The following is a 21,780-nucleotide window of genomic DNA, read 5'->3' as shown; positions in this document are numbered from 1 at the left end:
GATCTCATCATGCGGCTCACGCTTCTTCCCTTCGCGCTGCTGCCGTTCAGCGCACCTGCCTGCACCAGCTTCAAGGTGACCGCCGATGGCCGCACCTTCATCGGCTGCAACGAGGATGCGTGGAGCATCAATGCACAGGTGCGTTTCGAGCCGGGCCGCCGTGGCGACTACGGCGCCATCTATTTCGACCACTTCAACGGCCATCCCCTGCGGCAACAGGGTCCCCAGTTGGGCATGAACGAAGCCGGGCTGGTGTTCGATGGACTGACCATCCAACCACACCAGGTGACCCCCGTTCCGGGCCTTCCACAGGTGCGGTTCGACGACCTGATGCCGATGCTGATGCGCACCTGCGCCTCGGTGCAGGAGGTTGCCAATCGGATGCGCACGTACGACCTAAGCTGGCTTACCCGCTCCATGCTCTTCTTCGCGGACCGTCATGGCGGCTACCTCATCGTAGAGAACGATACCATGATCCTGGGCCATGACCCGGCCTATACGGTGAGCAATTGGCGCATGGGGACATGCAGCGATCCCGCCACGATCCCCATTCCACGCTTACAGAGGGGCCGCGAACTACTGCTGAGTGGCATGGGTGCGTCGTTCGAGGAAGCCGAGAACGTGCTCTCCACCATGACCGTATGCCGGCCGAAGAAGGGCGAAGGCACCTTGTTCAGCGTGTTGTTCGATCCGCAAGAGGCCAAAGCGCACCTCTACTTCTACCACGATTTCAGCCAGTGCGTCACCTTCTATCTGAAGGAGGAACTCGCGAAGGGCGACCGCACGGTGGATATGGCCTCGCTCTTCGGTGCGCGTCCGGAATACGATCGACTGAAGAGCTACCTCACGCCCTTCCACCAGCGGTGGCTGTGGTGGGCGATGCTCGGGCTGGCCGCGTGGGCGATGGTCCTCGGCGCGGTGAACCTTGTGCGATTCATCGTGCGCGTCGCATCCCGATCGCTCGGGCGCCACAGCAGGTCGGTGATCGCTCCGCTGCTATCCGGTCTTACCTGCGTTGTGCTCATTGCCTTGATCGGCGTGCTGCTGATGCAGGAAGGGGTGTACTACTTCGGGCTGGGTTCCGTGCATCAAGCGCTGGCTTGGGCCCCGTTGCTCCTTACGCTGTTCGGTTCTGCTTCGCTCTGGGTTCAATGCAAGGGCAATGCACCGCGGCGCACGATGCTGCCCATTGGTGCCCTCCTCCTGGCGGGGCTTTGCGCGCTCGGCTATTGGGGCATGCTGCTGCCCTGATGACCGAATCCGAGGAAGTCCAAGCTGGAATCGCCTAACCCGCCCTTCTGAATACCAATCCCAACCAGCCGCGGTCCACGCGGATCTCCTGCAGGATGCCGTCGCGATAGACGTAGTGGTTCTTCTCCTTGTTCGGCAGCTTCAGGATGTACTCGCCCGGGGCGATGCGCTCCAAGGGGCACTCGAAGAGCTCGCTCTCCACGAAGATGCTGTCCTGCCCCACGGGCTCATCGTAATACATGCGCGCCGTTGTCCATGGATTCTTCGGGAGGTCGGCGCTGTACACTTTTTCAGGATGCACCACATAGAGCCCGCGTCCGCCGATGCACCGGAGCGCGCTGCTGTCACGGAGCGCGCCGCTTTCGTGCACGGTGGTGAGGCAGTTGGTCACGCGCCCATCAACATGCATCGTGCGCGCCACCGTGTGCACCTGCCGCTTCCACAGGAAAGTGAAGTCCGAGCGGGAGATCATCGAATAGGTCACGCTGTCCCCTTTGGCCACGCGCAGCACGTCGATGGTGCCGAGCATCTTGTTGTTGTGGAAGATGTGGAAGACGCCATCCTGCGCGGCGCTTTGGAATGAAATGAGGAACAGCCCGAAGGCTAGCGTGCGCAGCATGGATGGGAAGGCGCGGGAAATGTAGGCGGCTAGCTCAGTTCTTCCACAGGGAACACGTGCCGCACCGGCCCGCCAAGCGGATCCTTCTCCTCCTTCGGCTTCGCGAATGCGCTCCGAGCCAGGTAGAGCGACAGCGCACCGATGCACACCGAGAGGGCGCTCAGCGCGATCGTCCATGCATCCCCTTCGCCCCTGGCTGCGGCGCTCAGCGCGTTCAAGAGGGTGGTGGCGCTGAGCAGGTTCCCCCAGCCCACCCACTCGAACACTTGCCCTTGCCAGCGAAAGAGGCTCCACCCAACGAGCAAGGTGGCAATGGGGACCAGGCTCAAGTAGGCCGTGGCCTGATCGAACTGGATGTCCTTCTCCAGCAATGAGCGGAGCACGCGCAGCCCGGCCGATAGGGCGATGATGCCCAGGAGTGCCCAGTGCGCGTTGCGGAATTTCTCCCGTGCCCATTGCGTGGGCATGTAGCGCAGCAGCTCGGCGATCTTCTTCGGTTTGGCCTCGGGGTGCTCCAGCACCAGCGTATCGAACACCGCCTGCTTGGGCATGCCGAAGCCTAAGAGCTCCTTCGCTTTGTTCCGTACGGCCTTGTTCATGGAAGGGCGAATGTGCGGAGTACGTCTTGAATACTGCCACCGTCCATGGAATCGAATTGCCGTTGGTCGCGAGGCAGCGGGTTGATGATCTTATCGTCCAGCGCATACATTCGTTCTGCCATGCGGATAACCATCCTCTTCCTGTTCGCGATGCCCTTGCTTGTTACAGCCCAGAACTGGTGCCCGCCGGGGGCGACGTGGAATTTTGAAGAGTTGTCCATCGGCTTCACCGGCTATCGCCATCGCGTGTACGAAGGGGATACGATAGTGCTCGGTCAGAATGCCCAACGTATCCGTACGACGGGGATGAGGGTGGACTTGCTATTGCAGGATACCGTCTGGATCGATCAGGTCCAGTACACTTCGCTGCTGAGTAATGTGCTCATGGTGCCGGCATGGAGCCCGAATGGTGTGGCTTGGGACACGTTGCTGCGTTTCGATGCCGTTCCGGGCGATCGATGGTACCCGCCAGGCTACGGTCAAGCCTGCGCTGGGCTGGAGCCTTTCGGCCAGTACCAGGTCTTGGATACGAGCCATGTAGTCGTGAATGGAGTGTCTTTGCGCCGTTGGGCCTACGGTATGCTCGGTCCGAATGGGGAGATCATCGCTGGCAACGCCTTCTATTACGAACGGGTCGGGTTCACATCCAATTTCGTTCCCTACGCATACTGCGGGATTATAATAGATGTAGGAGAGATGTTAATGTGCTACTGGGATGCCGACCTGACGTTTTTTGGGCCATGGACTGCTCCTGGCACCGAATGCGACTTCACTCTTGGCGCAGCAACCACAGCGAGCGTCCAGTTGGTTGCTGTTGCGCCCAACCCGGGCCGCGAGCAAATCACGCTCACCCTGCCTTCATCGCCTCACCGGGTCGAGGTCCTCGATGCCTTGGGCCAAGTGGTGGCTATGCGAACCCATGTCGCAGGCATGACCACCATCGGTACCACGCAGCTCCCTTCAGGCGCTTACCTGATCAGGGTTGAAGGAGCCGATGGCGCACGCACGAGCTTGCGCTGGGTGAAGGAGTGATCGGCCACTTGGCGTTGAAAAGCGAGGAGGCCTTTGGAACGCTGCTTCATTGGTTCCCCTACATTCACCAACGCTAATCCAACGGGCCATGGTGAGATTCGCCGCTTCCCTTCTCTTCCTGCTTTTCGCTGCCGCTGCCATCGCGCAGTGCCCTAACAACAATGTGCTCACGGGCGCGGCCGTGACGCCCACCTGCCCGGGCACCACCAATGTGCCCTGCGTGCAGGGCGGCCAGTACGCGCTGATCAATGTGGTGACGGGCAACACGTACACCTTCAGCACCTGCGGCGCCTCCTTCGATACGCAGATCACCCTTTACAACAACGCCGGTGGCGGCTCGCTCGGCTACAACGACGATTTCTGCGGACTGCAATCCACGGTGACCTGGACAGCGGGCTTCACCGGGCAGCTCCGTGTGCTGATCGACCTGTACAACTGCGCCACCAACGCCACCTGCGCGCCGCTGGCCATCACCTGCGCAACGCCGCCCGCTGGCGATTGCGTGTACACGCTCACGCTCTTCGACAGCTTCAGCGATGGCTGGGGCACATCGAATGTGGGCGTGAGCATCAACGGAGGGCCCTTCCAGTACTACACGGTTCCATTCGGATCGCCTTCCGTCTCCGTGCAGTTCGGCGTGAACATCGGCGGCACGGTGGTGCTCACCTACAACGCGTCGGGCGCCTGGCAAACGGACAACTCGTACATCCTCACGCTCGGCGGCTCCACGCTGTTCAATTCCGGCACCCCGCCGGCAGCGGGAACCACTTACGCCGGCACGGTGACCTGCGTGCCGCCGCCGCCACCGCAAGAGGATTGCCTCGGCGCCATGACCATCTGCAGCAACGTGTCCATCGGCAACAACACCACCAACACCGGCAATGTGGCCGACATCAACCCAATCAACTCCGGCTGCCTCGACGTGACCGAGTTCCAGGGCACTTGGTACGTGTTCTCGCCCAGCGCCTCCGGCAACCTCGGCTTCTCCATCAATCCGCTCGGTCCGGATGATTATGATTGGGCGGTGTGGGGGCCATACCCGCCAGGCTCCAACCCCGGCAACCTTTGCCCGCCCAGCGGACCGCCAATCCGATGCGCCGCCTCGAGCGGTCCGGCCACATTCGCGAGTACCGGCAGCTATTCCACCGGCATGGGCCATGCCACTTTCTCGCCCCCGCAATTCGCGAGCACGGCGGTTTCCTATGGGATACCCGCCACCTTCGATGCCTGCCCGCTGGTCGCTCCGCAGCGTTGCGGCTGGGTGCCCGGCATGCAGGTCGTGATCGGTCAGGTGTACCTCATGTACATCAGCAACTGGAGCCAGAGCAGCACAGGCTTCAGCCTGGATTGGATCCTGCAGAACGGCGCGTCGCTCGATTGCACCATCCTGCCGGTTGACTTGCTGAACTTCGATGCGCACCGCGACGGTACAGGCGTGAACCTGGAATGGCGCACGGCGAGCGAATCGGGCACGGCATACTTCAGCGTTGAGCGTTCAAGCGATGGCCAGTCCTTCGAGTCCATCGGGCATGTGCAGGCTGCTGGGAGCAGCGCACAGGCGATTGACTATCGGCTCGTCGATGAGCATCCCTTGCAAGGCGTGAATTATTACCGTTTGCATCAGGTCGATGAGGATGGGGCGGCTGCTTACTCCGGCACCCGTGTCGTGCACATCGTGCCCCTCGCCAGCACGGTGCACCTGGTGCCGAACCCGGGCTCAGCCATGGTGCAGGTGCTGCTGAATGGCGCTGAGGCAGGTGGCCTCTTCGAATTGCGCGATGCGACCGGGCGCCTGGTGTTGCAGCGGCTCATCTCGGATGCGCGCATGGAATTCGATGCCAGTGCGCTTCCCTCTGGTGTGTACGGCTACCGCGTGCTCGCGCGGAATGGCGAGGCCGCTGCGCGTGGCACCTGGGTGCGCGACTGAGCCTTCTACTCCGGGATCAAGCGCCCGCTTCCCGTGATCACGCTCTGAACGCTGGCGGGATCGCCTTTATAGAACACGTCGCCCGCGCTGCGCACCTGCGCCTCCAGCTCGTTCACCGCCCAGCAACGGATGTCCGCCACGCTGCTGTTGTTCACGCGGACAGTGCTTGCGCGAAGTCCGCTCGCATCGATGGGCGCCATGATACCGCTGTAGAGGTTCGCTTCGTTGCACGCGCCTGTGATCAGCGCATCGCCAGCGCCGGTGTGCAATGCGATATCGAGACGGTCAACATCAACCTTAAGGTCCACGCTGCCTTCCGCGCCCCATTGCTCCACTAGGAGGTAGTCGCAGCGCAGCGTGTCGGCGCAGCTGATGTCGCCTGTGCCGCGCAGGGTGATACGGCAGATGCCCTCAGCCGGTACATGAACCGTGATGCGCGGCTTGAAGCTGCGGACCCATCGGCAGCGCATGTCGTTGCGGATGCTCAGGGTTCCGTCCTTCACATCGGTGACCACCTGCCCAATGAGGTTGGCGCCGCCTTCCACCGCCACGCTCCCCGTTGCGCGCGCCTCGAACACCAGATCGACGCGGTCCTCGATCTCGACGGAACTGAATGCAGGGACAGCGCGCTCTTCCACTTGATTGGAGCCGGTGCTGGTCACGCAATCGTCCCATTGCTCGCGCTGGCAGCCGGCGAGCACGATGAGCAAGCAGGGGAGAAGAGGCTTCAGTTCCATCGGTATCCGATGCCGAACTCCCAATGGTCGGCGGTGGCGAAATGGGTCTTGAGGCAGACACTGGCGAGCAGGCGCTTGCCCAAGCGGTAACGCATGCCGGTTCGTTGATAGACCGGAGCATCGTCGGGAGCAGGGCTGTATAGATAGCCGCCGAATTGGAAGAGCAATTCCCCGCGCCCCAGCAACAGGGAGCCGCCCGCATGCGCACCGGCTTGCGTGAGCGCCGCCCGGCTCTTCCCTTCTAGCCCGGGCAGCACCGTGGCCAGGTCGCCTTTGTTGAACAAGTCGATGCCGCCGCCCAGCGCGCCCTTGCCGCCCACGCGCCAGCTCGCATCAGCGCTCAGCGCGTACACGCTGTACTGGCCATTGAGCGGACGGCCGCTCTCGCTCACGCCGAAGGCAGCAACCACGTGGTACTCGCGGCGCTCACGTTCGAAGCCGATGCGCTCCGGCGCGCTGCGCTGCGGGGGCGCCTGCCCTAATGCGTACGATGCACCGAGCGATAGGCTCAGGAAGTTGAGCCCGAGGTTCGGCTGCTTCGCGCTGCCGTTGCTCCAATGATCGATGCTGAGGCCCAGTTGCACAGCGATGCGCTGGGCCTCGTACCGCAATTCGGGCATCAGTTGCATGGCGCCATTGATCCGCGAGCCGATGGCGATCTGCCGCGTGTTCTCGCGCCGGTCGAATGGTTTGCTCACGTAGCCAACGCCCCAGCCCACGCGCAGGCCCAAGCTCAAGCGCTCGCCGTGCATCAGCGGGAAGGTGAGATAGGGCATCAGGCTCATGGCATCGCCGATCCGCTGCGGATTAGCCATGCGCGTGTGGATCGCGAGCACGCCGTAGCGCGGAAGCCCGTAGGTCCGATGCCATTCCCGATCGCCCTCAACGCGGCGTTCGATGAACACTTCGCCTGCACCAGCATGACCTTCCACCAGGATCCAACTCGCCGGCCGGTGCGCCCAGAGGAAGCCGTAGTGACCCCGCGCTCCGATGCTCCACGGCTGCTGGGCGCAGGCAGTGGCCGCAAGGATCAGAATTGGGAGTAGAGCCGGTCGCATTCGGCGGGGAAGTTATCCGGCATGCCAGCCGCCTCACGCACGCCCTCGCGGATGGAATTGCAGGATGCTCGCCCGCAGGTATTCGCGGTCGAGGTGCGTGTAGATCTCCGTGGTGGTGATGCTGGCGTGGCCCAGCATCTCCTGCACGGCGCGCAGGTCGGCGCCGCCCTCGACCAAATGCGTGGCGAAGGAGTGGCGGAAGGTGTGCGGGCCGATGGCTTTGCGCACGCCGGCCTTCACCGCGAGCGCGCGCACCAGCTTGAAGACCCACATGCGCGAGATGCCGCTTCCGCGCCGGTTCAGGAAGAGGATGTCCTCCGCGCCTTTCTTCACCGGGAGATGGCCGCGCTCATGAGTCTGGTAGAGTCCGATCCAGTGCAGCGCCTCCGCGCCGATGGGGACCAATCGCTCCTTGTCGCCCTTGCCCACCACGCGCACGAATCCTTCCGCCGCGCTGATGCGCGAGATCCGCAAGCCGCAGAGCTCGCTCACGCGCAGGCCGCAGCCGTAGAGCGTCTCTACCATGGCGCGGTCGCGGTGGGCCATCGGTTTGCTCAGGTCGATGGCGTCGCAGATGGCATCGACCTCGTCGAGCGTGAGGAACACGGGCAGCTTGCGGCCGAGGCGCGGGCTGCTGAGCAGCGTGCTGGGGTCATCCGTGATCGCTTTCTCCTTGCGCAGATAGCGGTGGAACATGCGCACCGCGCTGAGCAGCCGCGCCTGACTGGTAGCTGCTGCACCGCCCTTTGCAATCGTCGAGATGAATGCCTGCAGGTCGTCGAGGGCGAAGGCGTCCGGTGCGATGGGTGGCGCCTGCCCCTCCGCATGGGCGCGCAGTTTGCCCAGGTCGGTGAGGTATGCCGAGAGCGTGCGGTCGCTCAACGAGCGCTCCAGCTTCAGGTGCATGCGGAATCCGCGTAGCGCCTTGTCCCAATCCATGCGTGCGAAGGTGGAGCGGCTTGGGCCGGGTAAGCCGTGCGCTCAGGTACGCAATGCCAACGCGGCGATGTGGATCCTTCCGCGCTCGGTCGGTGATAGCGAACTTCGCCCGCATGAGCGCCACGCCACGCATCCTCATCCTGAACGGACCCAACCTCAACCTGCTCGGCTCGCGCGAGCCTTCGGTTTACGGCGGCCGCTCCTTCGAGGAGTATTTGGTGGAGCTGCGCGAAGGGATGCAAGGGTGCAGGATCGATCACCTGCAGACCAACCTGGAGGGTGAGCTGGTGAGCGCCATCCAGCAGGCCGATGGGGTTCATGCTGGCGTGGTCCTGAACGCCGGCGGTTACTCCCACACCTCGGTGGCCATCCGTGATGCGGTGGCCGCCGTGCGCGTGCCGGTGGTGGAGGTGCACATAAGCAACTTGCTGGCGCGCGAGCCTTTCCGGCACGAATCGCTCGTGGGAGCGGTGTGCGCGGGCAGCATCATGGGCCTGGGCCTCGATGGCTACCGCTTGGCGGTGCTTCACTTGCTGGAGCGCCCCTGAACGAAGGCAGCGGCATCGAGCTGGTCGAAGCGGCGCCATCCGATGATGAAACGGTCGTAAGCGATGCTGCGCAGGTAAAGGCCCGTGAGGTCGGGGTCGCGCTCGGTGCGCATCAGCTCCCGGCGCTGGCGCAGCACGCGAGGCAGAGCGGAGAAGTATGACCAGTGCGCGCGCATCACCTGCCATGCGTGGCCGGGGTGGCCTTCGAGCAGGAACTTCAGCGAAGCGAAGCCGTCGAGCACCAGGCGCCGAAGGATCCGCAGGCCCAGCGCTCGCGACTTCAGGTTCTTGGTGAGCACGATGAGGCTGTTGCGGAAGTTGAGGTAGGTCTTGAAGGTGCTGCCATAGCCGAGCGATCCGCCGCCCACGTGCAGCACCCGAGCCGCACTGGTGTAACCGATGCTCCAGCCCATGCGGCGCAACCGCCAGCACAGGTCGATCTCCTCCATGTGCGCGAAGAGCGCGGCATCAAAGCCGCCCGCTTCGCGGAATGCATCGCTGCGGATCATGAGGCATGCGCCCGTTGCCCAGAACACCGGGCGGTCATCGTCGTACTGTCCGTTATCCTGCTCCGTGAGCTCGAAGATGCGGCCGCGGCAGAAGGGGTATCCGTTGCGGTCGATGCAGCCGCCCGCTGCGCCGGCATGCTCGAAATGCTGCGGTGCCGCGTGGGCGAGCACCTTGGGCTGGCAAGCCGCCATGCGCGGGTGGGCATCCATGTACGCGTTGAGCCGATCGAGCCAGCCCGGCATCACTTCCACATCGCTGTTGAGCAGCACGAAACGTTCGGCATCGACCTGCTCGAGGGCGGCATTGTATCCACCTGCGAAGCCGAGGTTCCTCACCAGCCGCACGCAGCGCACTGCGGGGTGCGCGGCCTGCAGCCACGCGACGGAATCATCGGTGCTGCCGTTGTCGGCCACCACCACCTCAGCCCCTGGGCTGTGCTCCACCACGCCAGACAGGAAGCGCTGCAGCCAATGCTTGCCGTTGAAGTTCAGGATCACGACGGCCGTCCGGTTCATGGAACGGCAAAGGTGGCGCGCATCGGCCTGAGCGCTAGCGCGGCATCTGGAAGAATTCCCGCACGCGGTCGCCCTCGATGGTGTTCAGGTCGCGCTGCTGCACATCGCCAGGCGGATTGTTGCGCCCGTGCAGCACGCGCAGCCATTGCGGGTTCTGGATCTCGCCCGGCACCTCGCTGTGCAGCAGCTCGAAGCAATTGCTGGCCAGGTCCGGCTGGTAGAAGACGAAGCGGCGGTTGGTGAACTGGCCGGCGCGGTAGTAGTGCCAGATGGTGTAGGGCGGGGTGCCCATCTCGTTGAATCGGTCCATCATGGTGTTGGGCGGCCCGTAGCGCAGGTACACGTAGCCGCGGCCGGTCTGGTAGCCGCGCATCACCCGGCAGCCGAAGAGCTTATTCACCTTGATCACTTCGGCGCGGTAAGCGTTCCATGCGGCTTCCGGGTCGGCGGGATTGCGGTTCATCCAGAAGCTGTAGAAGAAGCGCCGCATCAGGTCGATGTCCCGGTCCTTCCACCGGTCGTCGATCACCTTGCGCTCCAGCGGCTCGGCGATCGGGTGCATGCTGCTGATGTGCTCCGCCAGCGAGTCCCGATCGGTCATCGCGCCCGCGAAGGTGTTGCTGAGGTCGAGCGCGGCCAGTGATTCCAGGTCGTACCGGCGCTGCGCCGTGTTGCTCCGCTGGAAGAAGGCCTCCTTGCGGGCCAGCAGCGCTCCGCTCCTGTCGCGCGCCTCGATCACCGCCAGGTAGTTGCCGCTGGGCAGCTCACCGATGGGCAACTGCACCGCCACCGGCACCACGGGGGCGGCTTTCGCACGGATGCTCCGCTTGAAGGCTCCTTGCACGCGCTTGTGCTCGAAATCCTCGATCTGCACGTTGAGCAGGAACAGGCTGTCGGCGCCGAATGCCGCATCTGTGCCGTAGACCTCAGCGTAGAGCCCGACCTCCCCGATGCTCGTGGGCAGGTAGTCGCTCAGCAAGGGGACCGGCCAGAAACCGGATGCGCGCGGCCGTGCGGCAGTGGCCGTTTCTATCCGCTCCGCCAGCATGATCTCGCTCAGGCTCACACCGTCAGGCAAGGCGCCAACAGCGAGCGGCGCGCGGTAATGCGTCACGGTGGTGTCGCTGCTGTTCAGATCGCGCAGCTCGATCACCAGCTCATACGCTCCCGGCGCAAGGTCGAAGGATTCCTGATGGATCAGGTCGGTCTGCAGCGAATCGAGCCGCTCAGGGCCGAGCACCTCGGTCTTGGCGAATGCCTTGATGGCGCCGGCCTGCTCGATCAGCGTGAGGGCCTCTATCCTTGCCTGCATGAAGCCTTCGGCATTGCGCGTGGCCACCATGGATCCCGCGAGGAAGGCCATGCTCAGCTCCACGCGTGGCCCCACGCCGGGCACGTGGTAAACCTTGGATTCAACCACGATGCCGACAGCGCCATCGGTGATGGTGGGCGTGAGCAATAGGAAGGCGAGTGCGCAGGGGTTCCGCATGGTGTGCCAAAGCTAGCGCCCATGCTTGGCCGGCTGCTGCCGGTGCCTTGGCGACCCGCGCCGCTGCCTGCACACTAGCGGCACGCCAACGGTTGGTCATCAGGGTTCACCATCGGGTTTAACCAAATGGTTAATATTGCGCCCGCAGGCCCCCCGAGAAGGAAGAGACCACCGAGCAGCGGATCCTCGAAGCGGCGCGCGCGATCTTCATCCGCAAGGGCATGGCGGGCACCCGCATGCAGGAAGTGGCCGATGAGGCCGGCATCAACAAGGCGCTCCTCCACTACTACTTCCGGGATAAGCAGCGGCTATTCAAGGGCGTGTTCAAGGGCGGTGTGGAGAAGCAGTTCGGCTGCATCTGGGATTCGCTCAAGGGGCGCGAGCACCTCTTCGAGGCCATCGAGGCCTTCGTGGCGGCCTATCTGGACCGCATGACCGAGAATCCGCAGCTGCCGCTCTTCATCGCCAATGAGCTGAACCGCGATCCCGATGGGCTGCGCGCCTTCATCGACCGGGGCATGGATAGCCGTCAGTGCTTCCTGAGACTCGTGTCGGAAGCGCGGGAGCGCGGCGAGATCATCGACATCGATCCGCGCGAGCTGCTGGTGAACATCATGGCGCTGTGCGCGCACCCCTTCATCGCCCGGCCCATGATCATGCACGTGCACGGCATCACCGAGGAAGCATTCCGCCGCATGATCAGCAAGCGCCGCAAGTCCGTCCCCGAATTCATCATCCGATCCATCCGCGCATGAACGACCTCTTCAAACGAAGGCTGACCGTGATCATTGGCCTGCTGCTCCTCGTGGGCGGAGTGGCCACCTGCAAGCGCTTGGCCGGCAGCCGCAGTTCACCCGAGCGCACCAACGGTCCGGCTGCTCCCCGGCCTGTGCGGGTGTTGGAAGCTCGCAATGGCCCCGTGCGCATCAGCATCCCGGTATCGGGCCGAGTGCGCGCCACGGACCGCATGCTCATCACAGCGGAAGTGGGCGGCGCATTGCAGCGCACCAGCAAGCCCTTCCGCGAGGGGACATCATTCAGCAAGGGCGAGCTGCTCTTCCGCATCGACGAAGGCGAGGTGCGCGCACAGATCAATGCCCAGCAGAGCGCCTTCATCCGTGATCTGGTGCAGCTGGTGCCCGATCTGCGGATCGACAGGCCCGAGGAAGCAGCCAAGTGGGAGGCTTACCTGAAGAGCGTGCCCATTGAAGGCGTGCTGCCCGCGTTGCCCGTGCTGAGCAGCGATCGGGAACGGAACTACCTCGCCGGGCGCGGGGTGCTGGACAAGTACTACAGCTTGCGCGCGCTGTATGAGCGCATGGCGAAGTATGCGGTGACCGCACCATTCGATGGCGTGGTAACGACAGCGGGGATCGAGCCCGGGACGATCATCACCCCGGGCACACGACTGGGAGAGCTCATCGCGCCCAACACGCTCGAATTGGAGTCGGCTGTGGGCGCGGGTGAGCTGCGGCACGTGCGCGTTGGGGACACCTTGCGCTTCCAGGCCGAGGATGGGAGCGAGGCAAAGGGCCGGATCATCCGGGTAGGGGAGACCATTGATGCGGCCACGCAGACCGTGAAGGTGTTCGTGCAATTGAGCAGCAAAGGATTGCGCGATGGCCTGTATGTGTCCGGCACCATCGATGGCGGTAGCGTCGAGGAGGCGATCGCTGTTCCGCGCAGCGCGCTCACCGATGATGGTGCGCTCTACACCGTGAAGGACTCCTTGCTGGCCCGCAATCCGGTGAGCATCCTGCATCAAGGCATGGAGCAAGCGGTGGTGCGCGGCATCGCCGAAGGGCAATGGGTGGTCACGGATCGGATGAGCGGAGCCTTTGAGGGCATGCGCGTGGCACCCGTCAAACCATGAAAGGGCTCACCGGCTATTTCCTCCGCTATCGGGTGAGCGCGCTCGCGGTGATGGCGCTGCTGCTGATCTTCGGTTGGTTCGGGCTGCAGCGCACGCGCAGTTCCTTCTTCCCCGAGGTGGAGAGCCGGCGCATCCAGGTGCAGGTGGCCCATCCCGGCGCATCGCCCGAAGAGGTGGAGCAGGGCGTGGTGCTGCGGATCGAGGATGACCTCAAGGGCGTGAGCGGCGTGGAGCGCATCAGCAGCGTGAGCCAGGAGAACGGCGGCGTGATCACGGTGGAAGTGCTCAAGGGCTTCGATGCCGACGTGGTGCTCCAGGACGTGAAGAACGCCATCGAGCGGATCCCGGCATTGCCCGAGGGCATGGAACCCGTGCGCGCCTTCAAGGTGGAGAGCGTGCAGCCAGCGGTGAGCTTTGCGCTCACCGGAGAGGGCATCGGCCTGAAGGCGCTGAAGAATGCCGCGACGCGCGCCGAGCTCGACCTGCGCGCCATCCCAGGCATCAGCAAGGTGGCTGTTACGGGCCTGCCTGAAGAGGAAGTGGAGGTAGCCTTCCGCGAGGAAGACCTGCGCGCGGCCAACCTCACGCTCGCGCATGCCGGCGCGGCGCTACGCGCAGCGAACATCGACCTCACCGGGGGCAAGGTGAAGACCGCCGATGAGGAATTGCTGATCCGCGTGCGCGATAAGCGCATGGATGCCGAGGGCCTGCGCCATACCGTGATCCGCGCTGGCGCTGATGGCCGCTTGCTGCGGCTGAGTGATGTGGCCGATGTGCGCGATGCCTGGGCCGACGATCCCGCGCGCAATTACGTGAACGGCCAGCCCAGTGTGGTGCTCAGCCTCAGCAGCACCATCACCGAGGACATCCTCTTCATCGCCGATACCACGCGCGGTTACATCGATTCGTGGAACCGGAAGGGCGGCCCCATCCGCGCGGAGCTGATCCTGGACAGCACCACCGTGCTGCGCGACCGCATCGAGATGCTAGTGTCCAATGGCCTGCAAGGGTTCGTGCTGGTGCTCATCACCCTCGCGCTCTTCCTCAACTGGCGCCTCGCCTTCTGGGTGGCGCTCAGCATCCCGGTCTCCTTCGCAGGCATGTTCATCCTGGCGCCAGGGCTGATCACCATCAATGTCATGAGCCTCTTCGGGATGATCCTCGTGGTGGGCATCCTGGTGGACGACGGGATCGTGATCGCAGAGAGCATCTACCAGGAGCATGAGCGGGGCGTGCCACCCGTGCAGGCGGCTTTCATCGGCATCCGCAGGGTGATCGGCGCGGTGATCAGCAGCGTGCTCACCACCGTGGCCGCCTTCACCAGCTTCTTCTTCATCGAAGGAAGGCTCGGCGATTTCGCACCGACCCTGGCCATCGTGGTGATCGCCACGCTCGTGGTCTCGTTGATCGAGGCCGCCTTCATTCTGCCTGCGCACGTGGCGCATTCCGAAGCGCTCACCGCGCCCACGCGCAACCGCCTCGAGATCTACATGGATGGCGTGATGGGCCGGCTGCGTGACCGGCGCTATGGCCCCTTCCTGGACCGTGTGCTGCGCAACCGGATGCTTTCCTTCGGCGTCGCCTTCTTCCTGCTGGCCTTCACGGTCGGCTCGGTGGGCGCGGGCTTCATCAGGACCACCTTCTTCCCGGTGATCGAGCGCGACGACGTGGGCGTGGAGCTGGAGATGGTGGCTGGCACGCGCGAGCATGTCGTGTTCGATGAGCTGCAACGCCTTGAGCGTCTGGCCTGGCAGGTGAATGACCAGCTCAGCGCCTGGAGGCCCGACAGCCAGGATGTGATCCTCAAGGTGCAGACCATCCTGGGGCCGCGCGCCGAGCAGGGCAAGCTCAACATCGTGCTGCTCAATGCCGAGGAACGTGGCTTCAAGGCAGAGGAGATCACCAGTCGCTTGCGGGAGCGCGCCGGGGAATCGCCGGGAGTGGCCAACCTCACCTTCGGCCTGGCCACGCCATTCGGGAAGCCCGTGAGCGTTTCGCTGCGCAGCCACGACCTGTCCGAACTCAATGCCGCGAAGGACGAATTGCGCGCCGAGCTTCAGAAACTGCCCATGCTCCGTGATGTGGTGGACAGTGACCGGCCCGGCAACCGCGAATTGGTGCTGCGCCTGAAGGACCAAGCGCGATTGCTCGGCTTCACCACCCAGGAGGTGCTCGCGCAGGTGCGCCAGGCCTTCTTCGGGCTGGAGACCCAACGCGTGCAGCGCGGTGAGGATGAGGTGAAGATCTGGGTCCGCTACGCGGAAGATGCGCGTTCCTCCTTGCGCCAGCTCGAGGACATGCGCATCCGCACGGCTGACGGGCGATCGTATCCGCTGAGTGAGCTGGTCACCTACCGTATCGAGCGCGGGATCCGCAGCATCAGCCACCTCGATGGCAAGCGCGAGGTGCGCGTGGAGGCCGATCTCGCCAACAGCGGGCAGAGCGCCACCGATGCGCAGGAAGTGATCCGCTCCGAAGTGATGCCTGCCGTCCAGGCCAGGAATCCCGGGCTGAGCTACAGCTTCGAGGGACAGGGCGAGCAGAGCCGTAAAGTGGGGACATCGGCACAGCGCGTGTTGCCCTTCACCCTGCTGATCATGCTGTTCCTCATGGTGATCGCGCTGCGCTCATTCCCGCAGGCCATCGCCATCCTGCTCGGTCTGCCGTTCGCATTCATCGGCATCGGCTGGGGGCATGCGCTGCACGGGGTGCAGATCAGCCTTTTCAGCTTCTTCGGCGCCATCGCCCTCATCGGCGTCATGGTCAATGACTCGCTGGTCATGCTGAGCGCATTCAATGCGAACCTGAAGGAGCGCATGACATTCACGCAAGCCCTGCGCGCAGCGGCGCTCTCGCGCCTGCGCCCCATCCTGCTCACCTCGCTCACCACGGTGGCAGGCCTGCTGCCCATCACCTTGAACACCAGCTTCCAGGCGCAGTTCATCATTCCCATGGCCATCACGGTGGCCTACGGGCTGGTGGTGGCCACTTTCATCACCCTGGTGCTGTTGCCCATCTACATCACCGTGCTCAATCAGGTCCGGCGCTTCATCCATTGGCTCTGGAATGGGCGTTGGCCAACGCCTGAGGAAGTGGAGCCGGCAGTAGAAGAGATCCCCCATGAGAATCAGGAGCATCATCATCAGTAGCCTTGTGTGCTGCGCTGCATCCGCGGTGCTGGCGCAGGACACGCTCAGCCTGGATCGCGCCATCCAGCTCGCGCTCGCCAACGAGCATGGCATCCGCATCGCGCGCAACGAAGCGGCCATCGCCGAGGCGGCGGCCACAGCTGGCAATGCGGGCCTTCTGCCCCGCGTGGATGCCGGTGCGCGCGGCAACTACAGCAATCAGGACACGAGGCTCGATTTCACCGAGGGCATCCCGGATGTGGAGCGCAATGGCGTGGTGAACACCACGCTCGGCGGGCAGCTGGGGCTCACCTACACGCTCTTCAATGGCATGGGCAATTTCGCTGCGCTGGAGCGTTCGCAATGGAGCGCGCAAGCAGCTGAATTGCGCGCACGGGCGCAGGTGGAAGGCACGCTCACGCAAGTGATCGCCCTCTATTACGCCGTGGCATCGCTGGAGGAGGACGTGGCCATCACTGAGCGCCTGCTCGCCATCTCGAACGATCGGTTCACCCGACTGAAGGGCAGGGCGGAGCTGGGCGCCACGGGCAGGCTCGACCTCCTGAATGCACAGGTCGATCTGCAAGCCGACAGCGCCGCGCACATCCTGGCGCGGCAGCGGCGCGATCGCACTGCGCGCGACCTGAACGTGCTGCTCGGATCGGGGCCTGATGCGGCCCTGCTGGTGTCGCGCCGGATCGCTTTTACCGGACCGCTTTCGGAGGAGCAACTGGTGCAGGAAGCCATGCACGGCAATGTGCAGCTGGCCTCGGCAACGGCACAGGTGCGCGCGGCGGAAGTGGATCAGCGGATCGCGCGGTCGCTCCGTTGGCCGCGCCTGGACCTGAGCGCGAACTACGGCGTGAACGACCAGCGCAACGGTGTCGGCCTGGTGCTCGGCACCTACACGCAGGGATTGAACGCGGGCCTCACGCTGAGCGTGCCCCTCTACGATGGCGGGCGCGTGGGCACGCAGGCGGAGCAGGCGCGGCTGCGCGCCGAGAATGCGGCGATCGCCGAGCAGCAGGCCCGCGTTCAGGTGGAGCGCGATGTGCGCAACGCGTTCACCGCTTGGAGCAGCCAGCGCGAGGTGCTGCGGATACAGGGCGAAGCGGTCTCCACGGCCCGCCTCAACTTCGACCGCACCCGCGAACTGTTCCAGGCCGGCCAGATCACCGGATTGCAATTCCGGCAGGCGCAGCTCGATCTTGCGAACGCCGAGCGGCAGGCGGTGGTGGCAGGATTCGATGCGAAGGTGGCCGAGCTGGGCCTGCTGCGCGCGAGCGGTGGCCTGCTAGTCGCTCTCGGGCTCGTCGGAGTCCGATGAAGCTTTGCGCTTCCGCATCCGGAAGAGCACTTCGAAGGCGGCCTGGCCGTCGGTGCGCATGTGCAGGCTGCCATCGAGCTGCTCCGCCAGCGCCTCCACGATCTCGAGCCCGAGCTTGCCCTGTCCGATGCGCAGTCCGCGTTGCGGGGGCACGCCATTGTTGGTCACCACCAGGCGGTGCAGGTCGCCCTCCACGCGCGACACCGTTAGCTCGATATGGCCGCCCGTGGCGTGCGGGAAGGCATGCAGGTAGGCATTGGTGACCAGCTCGCACACGATGATGCCGAGCTCGATCGCGGTGTCCTGATCGCATTTCAGGCCCTGCGCATCGACGCTGATGCTGACGGTGCTGTGCTGATCGCTGTGCATGGCGCTGATGGAGTCGGTGAGCTGCGTCAGGAACGAATCGAGGCTGATGCTGCGCAGGTCGGGCTGGTCATAGAGGCGGTGGTGCACCAGGGCGATGGTGTCGATGCGGCGCTTGCCGCGGAGGAATTCCTCGCGCACGGCCGCGTCGTCGAGCGAGCTGGCCTGGAGATTGAGCAGGCTGCTGACCACTTGGAGGTTGTTCTTCACGCGATGATGCACCTCGCGGCTCAGCACATCGCGTTCGCCCATGGCCTTGGTGAGCCGATGCTGCAGCTGCCTCGCATGGAGGTCCAACAGCCCGGCGCGCTTGCGGTGCTTGCGGCCGCGCCAGGCCAGCATGATCAGGAGTGCGGTGAGCAGGGCGAGGGTCGCCGCGCCGATGTTGAGGGCGCGCCGTTCGGACGCTGTCCATTCACTGAGCGGTGCGGTCTCCATCATGATCACGGCATGCAGCAGGCAGCCGTTGAGCTGCACCGGGCTCACTTGCATGGCATAGGGCACGCCGCCGTGCTCCAAGTGGTAGGCGTTGTTGAATTTGCGCTCGATCCAAACCGGGAGCGCGCTGGCGAGCGCGATCGCCATCGGCTCGGCGGTCGCAGCCGCGTTGGCGGCGTACACCTTGCCATCGCCGTTGATCACCAGCACGCCATTGCGCATCATGGTGGGCGAGCGGGCATCGAGCCTGTCCGCACGGCCGAGGTCGAATTCGATCATGAGCACACGGTACGTCTGATCGCTGCCCGGCCTTCTGATCAACTGGCCGACCTGGAGCGCGCTCTCCGTGCTGTCCACGAACTGGCGCTCATTCCAAACGGGCTCGTCGCGGTTGTTCTCGATCGCCTTGCTGAACCAGCCTCGCTCACGCGGGTCGTAAAGGCCGTAGGCGTTCCAGGTCATGGGCACGGTGTCGATCCTGTAGGGCCCCGTTGCGTAGGCCTTGGGCAGCGAATCCTTGCTGCCTGATTCCGTGCGCACCAGAACCGCTCCTTCGTCCGTGCGATGCAGGCTGATCTCGTTTCCCAGCTCGTCAGCCAATCGCACCGAATTCACGGGCCAGTGGGCGTGCAGCACCGCTTTCCACCGTTTGATCAGGTCATTCTCCGATGCGCCCTCCGCTATTGCCGCAGCTTCCTGCTTGGCGATGCCCTGCCATTCATTGAACATGGCGTCGATCCGCACATCGAGCATCTGATGCGAGCGCAGGAGGCCGAGCCCGGCGAGGTCTTCCGTGCGTTGCCGGATCTCCGCATGGTAGCGCCAGAGCAGCCATGCCGCAGCAAGCACGAGCATGGCCAGGAGCCAGGGCAGGGCGCGGTCCAGGGTGTTGCGCTGCATCAGGGGCAGGATTCGTCGCTGATCACGGTGCGGGTGGCCTCAATGGCGGCGCCGCCATCCTTGATCTGCCCGGTGGTGAGTGCCCGCGGGATGAAGTAGATGCCGTTGAGCCTGCCCGCGAGGAGCATGCCGGGCCGCAGGCAGGTATCCGCCTCGAAAGCCTCAACGGTGCGGCCTTGGTAATAGAGGTCGATGCCGAGGCTCACGCGCTTGTCGGCACCGCTCACATTCTTCAAGCGGAGCAGCAGCTCGCTTGGCTTGCCGGGCGGATGGCTCCAGCGGTAGGCGATCTCGACGCCATCGTGCGTGCCCTTCTCGATGTACTGCGTGCCGGCGCACGAAGCGAGCGTCAAGAGGAAGAGGATGCTCAGCGGTCTCATCGGTGAATCCGTTGCAATCGTTCCAGCACCTGCTCCAGGCCTTCATCGTCGAGGTCGAGGTGGGTGACCATGCGTACCTGGGCCGGCCCGATGGCGAAGCAGCGCACGCCGCCGGCCTCGAGCTGCGCCACATGCTCGCGGGCCGATCGCCCACCTGCCAGGTCGTAGATGATGATGTTGGTCTCCACGGGCATCACGCGCGCGCACCAAGGCATCACCGCCAGTGCATCGCCGATCCGCTTGGCGCGCTGGTGGTCATCCTTCAACCGGTGAACATGGTGCTCGAGCGCATGCAGGCCAGCAGCCGCGAGCATTCCCGCCTGCCGCATGCCTCCGCCGAACCGCTTGCGCACTCGGCGGGCCTGGTGGATAAAGGCGCGATCGCCGATGAGCACGCTGCCCACAGGGGCACCAAGGCCCTTGCTGAGGCAGATGGAGATGCTCTGGAAGGTGCGGCCCCAATCCTGCGGAGAGCCGCCATCAACGGCCATGGCGTTGAAGAGCCGCGCGCCATCGAGGTGGAGTGCCAGGCCATGCGCATCGCAGATCGTTCGGATGCGCGCCGTTTCTGCCCTGTCCCAGACGGAGCCGCCGCCGCGGTTCACGGTGTTCTCGATCACAACGAGCCTTGTGTTGGCGAGGTAAGCCGCGTTGCGGTCGTTGATGGCCGCCTCGACATCCGCCGCGGTGAACCGGCCGCGATCGGCAGGCAGGTGCTTCACGCTGCAGCCGCTGTTGGCCATCATGCCGCCGCCTTCGTAGCGGTAAACATGCGCGCCTTCCTCGCAGAGCACTTCGTCGCCGGGACGGGTATGCACGTTGATCGCGATCTGGTTGGTCATGGTGCCGCTAGGGCAGAATAGCGCCGCCTCGTGGCCGAAGAGCGCGGCCATGCGCTCTTCCAAGGAATTCACGGTTGGGTCCTCGCCGAAGACATCGTCGCCTAGTTCCGCGCTCAGCATGGCCTCGCGCATGGCGGGCGTGGGCTGGGTCACCGTATCGGATCGGAGGTCGACGATGCGCACGCGCCCAAGATAACGGGCTCCTTTACTGGGCTAATGCAGGTGCTTGTGCAGCTCGATCAACAAGGGCAGCTCGGCTTTGCCCACGCCATGGAAAGCGCTGGCCACGGCATCGGCGCAGCGGTAGATCAGTTCCTTGCGCTGAGTGGTGAGGTCGTGCCGGTGGCGCGCCATGTAGGCGATGAATGAATCGAAGGCGCCCTCCACGGAAGCGCCGCGCTCGGCCAGCACATCGAACTCGAATTCGGTGATGTAGGCCTGATCGGTGCCGAAGTGGTCGGTGCTCACTTCCTGCGGCACCAGCTGATCGCTCACCACCTTCTTCAGCGTGCGGATCTCCTGGTCGGAGATCTTTCCATCGGCGGCCGCGATCGCGTAGAGCAAGCGTCCCAGTTCCTTGTAGAAGAGTTGTGCTTCCATGGCGGTGAAGTTGGGGCCGAACGAAGGTACGCCCGCCTGACGTCTGTCACTTCACGCGCGCCATGAGCACTCCATCGCGCAGCGGGATCATCACCGGGTCGAACCGGGGATCCGCGTTCACCATGTCAGCGAATCGGATCAGCGCGGCGGTCTGCTCATCGCGCTCTTGCGGAGGCGCCAGCACCTTGCCGCTCCAGAGCACATTATCGGCGACGATGATCCCGCCCTTCGCCATGCGCGGAAGGACAGCTTCGAGGTAAGCGGGGTAGTTCTGTTTGTCGGCGTCGATGAACACGAGGTCGAAAGGGGAGGGGAGTTCCGGGATCACCTCAAGCGCTGGCCGATGGTGCATGGTGATGCGGTCGAGCATGCCGGCCTTCTCGATGTAGCGATGCACCATCTCCGGCAGGTAGGGGTCGATGTCGATGGTGTGCAGCATGCCACCGGGAGCGAGCCCTTCGGCTAGGCAGAGCGCGCTGTAGCCGGTGTAGGTGCCGATCTCAATGGCGATGCGGGGCCGAACAAGCTGACTGAGCATGGCCAGGAAGCGGCCTTGCAGATGGCCGCTGAGCATGGCGGGCATGTGTACCCTCTCGCGCGTCTCGGCGGCGAGCTCCTTCAGGTACCAAGGCTCCTCGCCGCTGCGGGCCTCGCAATAGGCATCGAGGTCAGGGGAGATGAATTGCATCAGGGGAGCTTGAT

At 64.4% G+C, this 21,780-nt stretch carries 20 protein-coding genes; 8 read left to right on the top strand and 12 right to left on the bottom strand.

Annotated elements, in window-relative coordinates; genetic code table 11:
- The first annotated feature begins 9 nt into the window (after positions 1 to 9).
- Positions 10 to 1,251 (top strand): hypothetical protein, encoded by a 1,242-nt coding sequence (locus IPM12_15905; GenBank protein ID MBK9149291.1) that lies wholly within the window; start codon positions 10 to 12, stop codon positions 1,249 to 1,251.
- A 34-nt stretch (positions 1,252 to 1,285) separates the two neighbouring features.
- Here the strand turns inward: IPM12_15905 and IPM12_15900 are convergent, their stop codons facing one another.
- Complete coding sequence (locus IPM12_15900) at positions 1,286 to 1,870, bottom strand: hypothetical protein (GenBank protein MBK9149290.1); 585 nt, start codon at positions 1,868 to 1,870, stop codon at positions 1,286 to 1,288.
- A 29-nt stretch (positions 1,871 to 1,899) separates the two neighbouring features.
- A complete protein-coding gene (locus tag IPM12_15895) occupies positions 1,900 to 2,469 on the bottom strand; it encodes a hypothetical protein (protein ID MBK9149289.1) in 570 nt (189 codons plus the stop codon).
- Between the two features lie 120 nt (positions 2,470 to 2,589).
- On the opposite strand from IPM12_15895, the gene IPM12_15890 reads away from it, so the two are divergent.
- Entirely contained in the window at positions 2,590 to 3,501 is a 912-nt protein-coding gene (locus IPM12_15890) for a T9SS type A sorting domain-containing protein (GenBank protein ID MBK9149288.1), read from the top strand.
- 88 nt (positions 3,502 to 3,589) lie between these two features.
- Positions 3,590 to 5,428, top strand: coding sequence for a T9SS type A sorting domain-containing protein (locus tag IPM12_15885; protein MBK9149287.1), 1,839 nt, complete (start codon positions 3,590 to 3,592; stop codon positions 5,426 to 5,428).
- A 5-nt stretch (positions 5,429 to 5,433) separates the two neighbouring features.
- On the opposite strand, the gene IPM12_15880 is transcribed toward IPM12_15885, so the two are convergent.
- Genes IPM12_15880 through IPM12_15870 form a run of 3 tightly spaced genes read right to left on the bottom strand, consistent with a single transcriptional unit; the run spans position 5,434 to position 8,162 of the window.
- Positions 5,434 to 6,165 (bottom strand): DUF2807 domain-containing protein, encoded by a 732-nt coding sequence (locus tag IPM12_15880; protein ID MBK9149286.1) that lies wholly within the window; start codon positions 6,163 to 6,165, stop codon positions 5,434 to 5,436.
- Positions 6,156 to 7,223 carry an acyloxyacyl hydrolase gene (locus tag IPM12_15875; GenBank protein ID MBK9149285.1) on the bottom strand — a complete coding sequence of 356 codons (1,068 nt, stop codon included), beginning with the start codon at positions 7,221 to 7,223 and terminating at the stop codon, positions 6,156 to 6,158. Before IPM12_15875 ends, IPM12_15880 begins: the two co-directional genes overlap by 10 nt.
- A gap of 33 nt (positions 7,224 to 7,256) precedes the next feature.
- A complete protein-coding gene (locus tag IPM12_15870; protein ID MBK9149284.1) occupies positions 7,257 to 8,162 on the bottom strand; it encodes a tyrosine recombinase XerD in 906 nt (301 codons plus the stop codon).
- A 113-nt stretch (positions 8,163 to 8,275) separates the two neighbouring features.
- On the opposite strand from IPM12_15870, the gene aroQ reads away from it, so the two are divergent.
- Positions 8,276 to 8,710 (top strand): type II 3-dehydroquinate dehydratase, encoded by a 435-nt coding sequence (aroQ, locus tag IPM12_15865; protein MBK9149283.1) that lies wholly within the window; start codon positions 8,276 to 8,278, stop codon positions 8,708 to 8,710.
- Here aroQ and IPM12_15860 read toward each other — a convergent pair.
- Positions 8,689 to 9,735 (bottom strand): glycosyltransferase family 2 protein, encoded by a 1,047-nt coding sequence (locus IPM12_15860; protein MBK9149282.1) that lies wholly within the window; start codon positions 9,733 to 9,735, stop codon positions 8,689 to 8,691. The two genes, aroQ and IPM12_15860, sit on opposite strands and share 22 nt — an antisense overlap.
- Positions 9,736 to 9,769: 34 nt before the next feature.
- Positions 9,770 to 11,224 carry a GWxTD domain-containing protein gene (locus IPM12_15855; protein ID MBK9149281.1) on the bottom strand — a complete coding sequence of 485 codons (1,455 nt, stop codon included), beginning with the start codon at positions 11,222 to 11,224 and terminating at the stop codon, positions 9,770 to 9,772.
- 221 nt (positions 11,225 to 11,445) lie between these two features.
- Here IPM12_15855 and IPM12_15850 point away from each other — a divergent pair, with 221 nt between their 5' ends.
- From IPM12_15850 to IPM12_15835, 4 genes are read left to right on the top strand one after another with little or no spacing between them, the layout of a single operon-like run.
- Positions 11,446 to 11,979: a TetR/AcrR family transcriptional regulator gene (locus tag IPM12_15850; protein MBK9149280.1), complete on the top strand. Its 534-nt coding sequence runs from the start codon at positions 11,446 to 11,448 to the stop codon at positions 11,977 to 11,979.
- The gene (locus tag IPM12_15845) at positions 11,976 to 13,097 is read left to right on the top strand and encodes an HlyD family efflux transporter periplasmic adaptor subunit (protein ID MBK9149279.1); all 1,122 of its coding nucleotides are present in this window, start codon (positions 11,976 to 11,978) and stop codon (positions 13,095 to 13,097) included. Before IPM12_15850 ends, IPM12_15845 begins: the two co-directional genes overlap by 4 nt.
- Positions 13,094 to 16,246: an efflux RND transporter permease subunit gene (locus tag IPM12_15840; GenBank protein ID MBK9149278.1), complete on the top strand. Its 3,153-nt coding sequence runs from the start codon at positions 13,094 to 13,096 to the stop codon at positions 16,244 to 16,246. Before IPM12_15845 ends, IPM12_15840 begins: the two co-directional genes overlap by 4 nt.
- Positions 16,218 to 17,552: a TolC family protein gene (locus tag IPM12_15835; GenBank protein ID MBK9149277.1), complete on the top strand. Its 1,335-nt coding sequence runs from the start codon at positions 16,218 to 16,220 to the stop codon at positions 17,550 to 17,552. Before IPM12_15840 ends, IPM12_15835 begins: the two co-directional genes overlap by 29 nt.
- Here IPM12_15835 and IPM12_15830 read toward each other — a convergent pair.
- The 5 genes from IPM12_15830 to IPM12_15810 are packed head-to-tail and all read right to left on the bottom strand — an operon-like array spanning position 17,520 to position 21,766.
- On the bottom strand, positions 17,520 to 19,256 hold the full coding sequence (locus tag IPM12_15830; GenBank protein ID MBK9149276.1) for a sensor histidine kinase: 1,737 nt from the start codon (positions 19,254 to 19,256) through the stop codon (positions 17,520 to 17,522). The genes IPM12_15835 and IPM12_15830 overlap by 33 nt on opposite strands.
- Positions 19,256 to 19,636, bottom strand: a complete 381-nt coding sequence (locus tag IPM12_15825; protein MBK9149275.1) for a hypothetical protein — start codon at positions 19,634 to 19,636, stop codon at positions 19,256 to 19,258. The genes IPM12_15830 and IPM12_15825 overlap by 1 nt, the downstream gene beginning before the upstream one ends.
- Entirely contained in the window at positions 19,633 to 20,655 is a 1,023-nt protein-coding gene (locus IPM12_15820) for an aminotransferase class I/II-fold pyridoxal phosphate-dependent enzyme (protein ID MBK9149274.1), read from the bottom strand. Before IPM12_15820 ends, IPM12_15825 begins: the two co-directional genes overlap by 4 nt.
- Before the next feature lie 36 nt (positions 20,656 to 20,691).
- Positions 20,692 to 21,078 (bottom strand): TerB family tellurite resistance protein, encoded by a 387-nt coding sequence (locus tag IPM12_15815; protein ID MBK9149273.1) that lies wholly within the window; start codon positions 21,076 to 21,078, stop codon positions 20,692 to 20,694.
- Between the two features lie 46 nt (positions 21,079 to 21,124).
- Complete coding sequence (locus IPM12_15810; GenBank protein MBK9149272.1) at positions 21,125 to 21,766, bottom strand: O-methyltransferase; 642 nt, start codon at positions 21,764 to 21,766, stop codon at positions 21,125 to 21,127.
- Positions 21,767 to 21,780 lie beyond the last annotated feature (14 nt).

This window comes from Flavobacteriales bacterium (assembly GCA_016716605.1).
GTDB lineage: Bacteria > Bacteroidota > Bacteroidia > Flavobacteriales_F > PHOS-HE28 > PHOS-HE28.
This window is presented reverse-complemented; position numbering and strand designations above follow the sequence as displayed.

Coding starts and splice junctions, on each gene's coding strand:
- IPM12_15830 (MBK9149276.1), bottom strand. CDS start 19,256: ATGCAGCGCAACACCCTGGACCGCGCCCTGCCCTGGCTCCTGGCCATG.
- IPM12_15900 (MBK9149290.1), bottom strand. CDS start 1,870: ATGCTGCGCACGCTAGCCTTCGGGCTGTTCCTCATTTCATTCCAAAGC.
- IPM12_15825 (MBK9149275.1), bottom strand. CDS start 19,636: ATGAGACCGCTGAGCATCCTCTTCCTCTTGACGCTCGCTTCGTGCGCC.
- IPM12_15880 (MBK9149286.1), bottom strand. CDS start 6,165: ATGGAACTGAAGCCTCTTCTCCCCTGCTTGCTCATCGTGCTCGCCGGC.
- IPM12_15855 (MBK9149281.1), bottom strand. CDS start 11,224: ATGCGGAACCCCTGCGCACTCGCCTTCCTATTGCTCACGCCCACCATC.
- IPM12_15885 (MBK9149287.1), top strand. CDS start 3,590: ATGGTGAGATTCGCCGCTTCCCTTCTCTTCCTGCTTTTCGCTGCCGCT.
- aroQ (MBK9149283.1), top strand. CDS start 8,276: ATGAGCGCCACGCCACGCATCCTCATCCTGAACGGACCCAACCTCAAC.
- IPM12_15905 (MBK9149291.1), top strand. CDS start 10: ATGCGGCTCACGCTTCTTCCCTTCGCGCTGCTGCCGTTCAGCGCACCT.
- IPM12_15890 (MBK9149288.1), top strand. CDS start 2,590: ATGCGGATAACCATCCTCTTCCTGTTCGCGATGCCCTTGCTTGTTACA.
- IPM12_15850 (MBK9149280.1), top strand. CDS start 11,446: ATGGCGGGCACCCGCATGCAGGAAGTGGCCGATGAGGCCGGCATCAAC.
- IPM12_15895 (MBK9149289.1), bottom strand. CDS start 2,469: ATGAACAAGGCCGTACGGAACAAAGCGAAGGAGCTCTTAGGCTTCGGC.
- IPM12_15835 (MBK9149277.1), top strand. CDS start 16,218: ATGAGAATCAGGAGCATCATCATCAGTAGCCTTGTGTGCTGCGCTGCA.
- IPM12_15875 (MBK9149285.1), bottom strand. CDS start 7,223: ATGCGACCGGCTCTACTCCCAATTCTGATCCTTGCGGCCACTGCCTGC.
- IPM12_15845 (MBK9149279.1), top strand. CDS start 11,976: ATGAACGACCTCTTCAAACGAAGGCTGACCGTGATCATTGGCCTGCTG.
- IPM12_15860 (MBK9149282.1), bottom strand. CDS start 9,735: ATGAACCGGACGGCCGTCGTGATCCTGAACTTCAACGGCAAGCATTGG.
- IPM12_15815 (MBK9149273.1), bottom strand. CDS start 21,078: ATGGAAGCACAACTCTTCTACAAGGAACTGGGACGCTTGCTCTACGCG.
- IPM12_15840 (MBK9149278.1), top strand. CDS start 13,094: ATGAAAGGGCTCACCGGCTATTTCCTCCGCTATCGGGTGAGCGCGCTC.
- IPM12_15810 (MBK9149272.1), bottom strand. CDS start 21,766: ATGCAATTCATCTCCCCTGACCTCGATGCCTATTGCGAGGCCCGCAGC.
- IPM12_15870 (MBK9149284.1), bottom strand. CDS start 8,162: ATGGATTGGGACAAGGCGCTACGCGGATTCCGCATGCACCTGAAGCTG.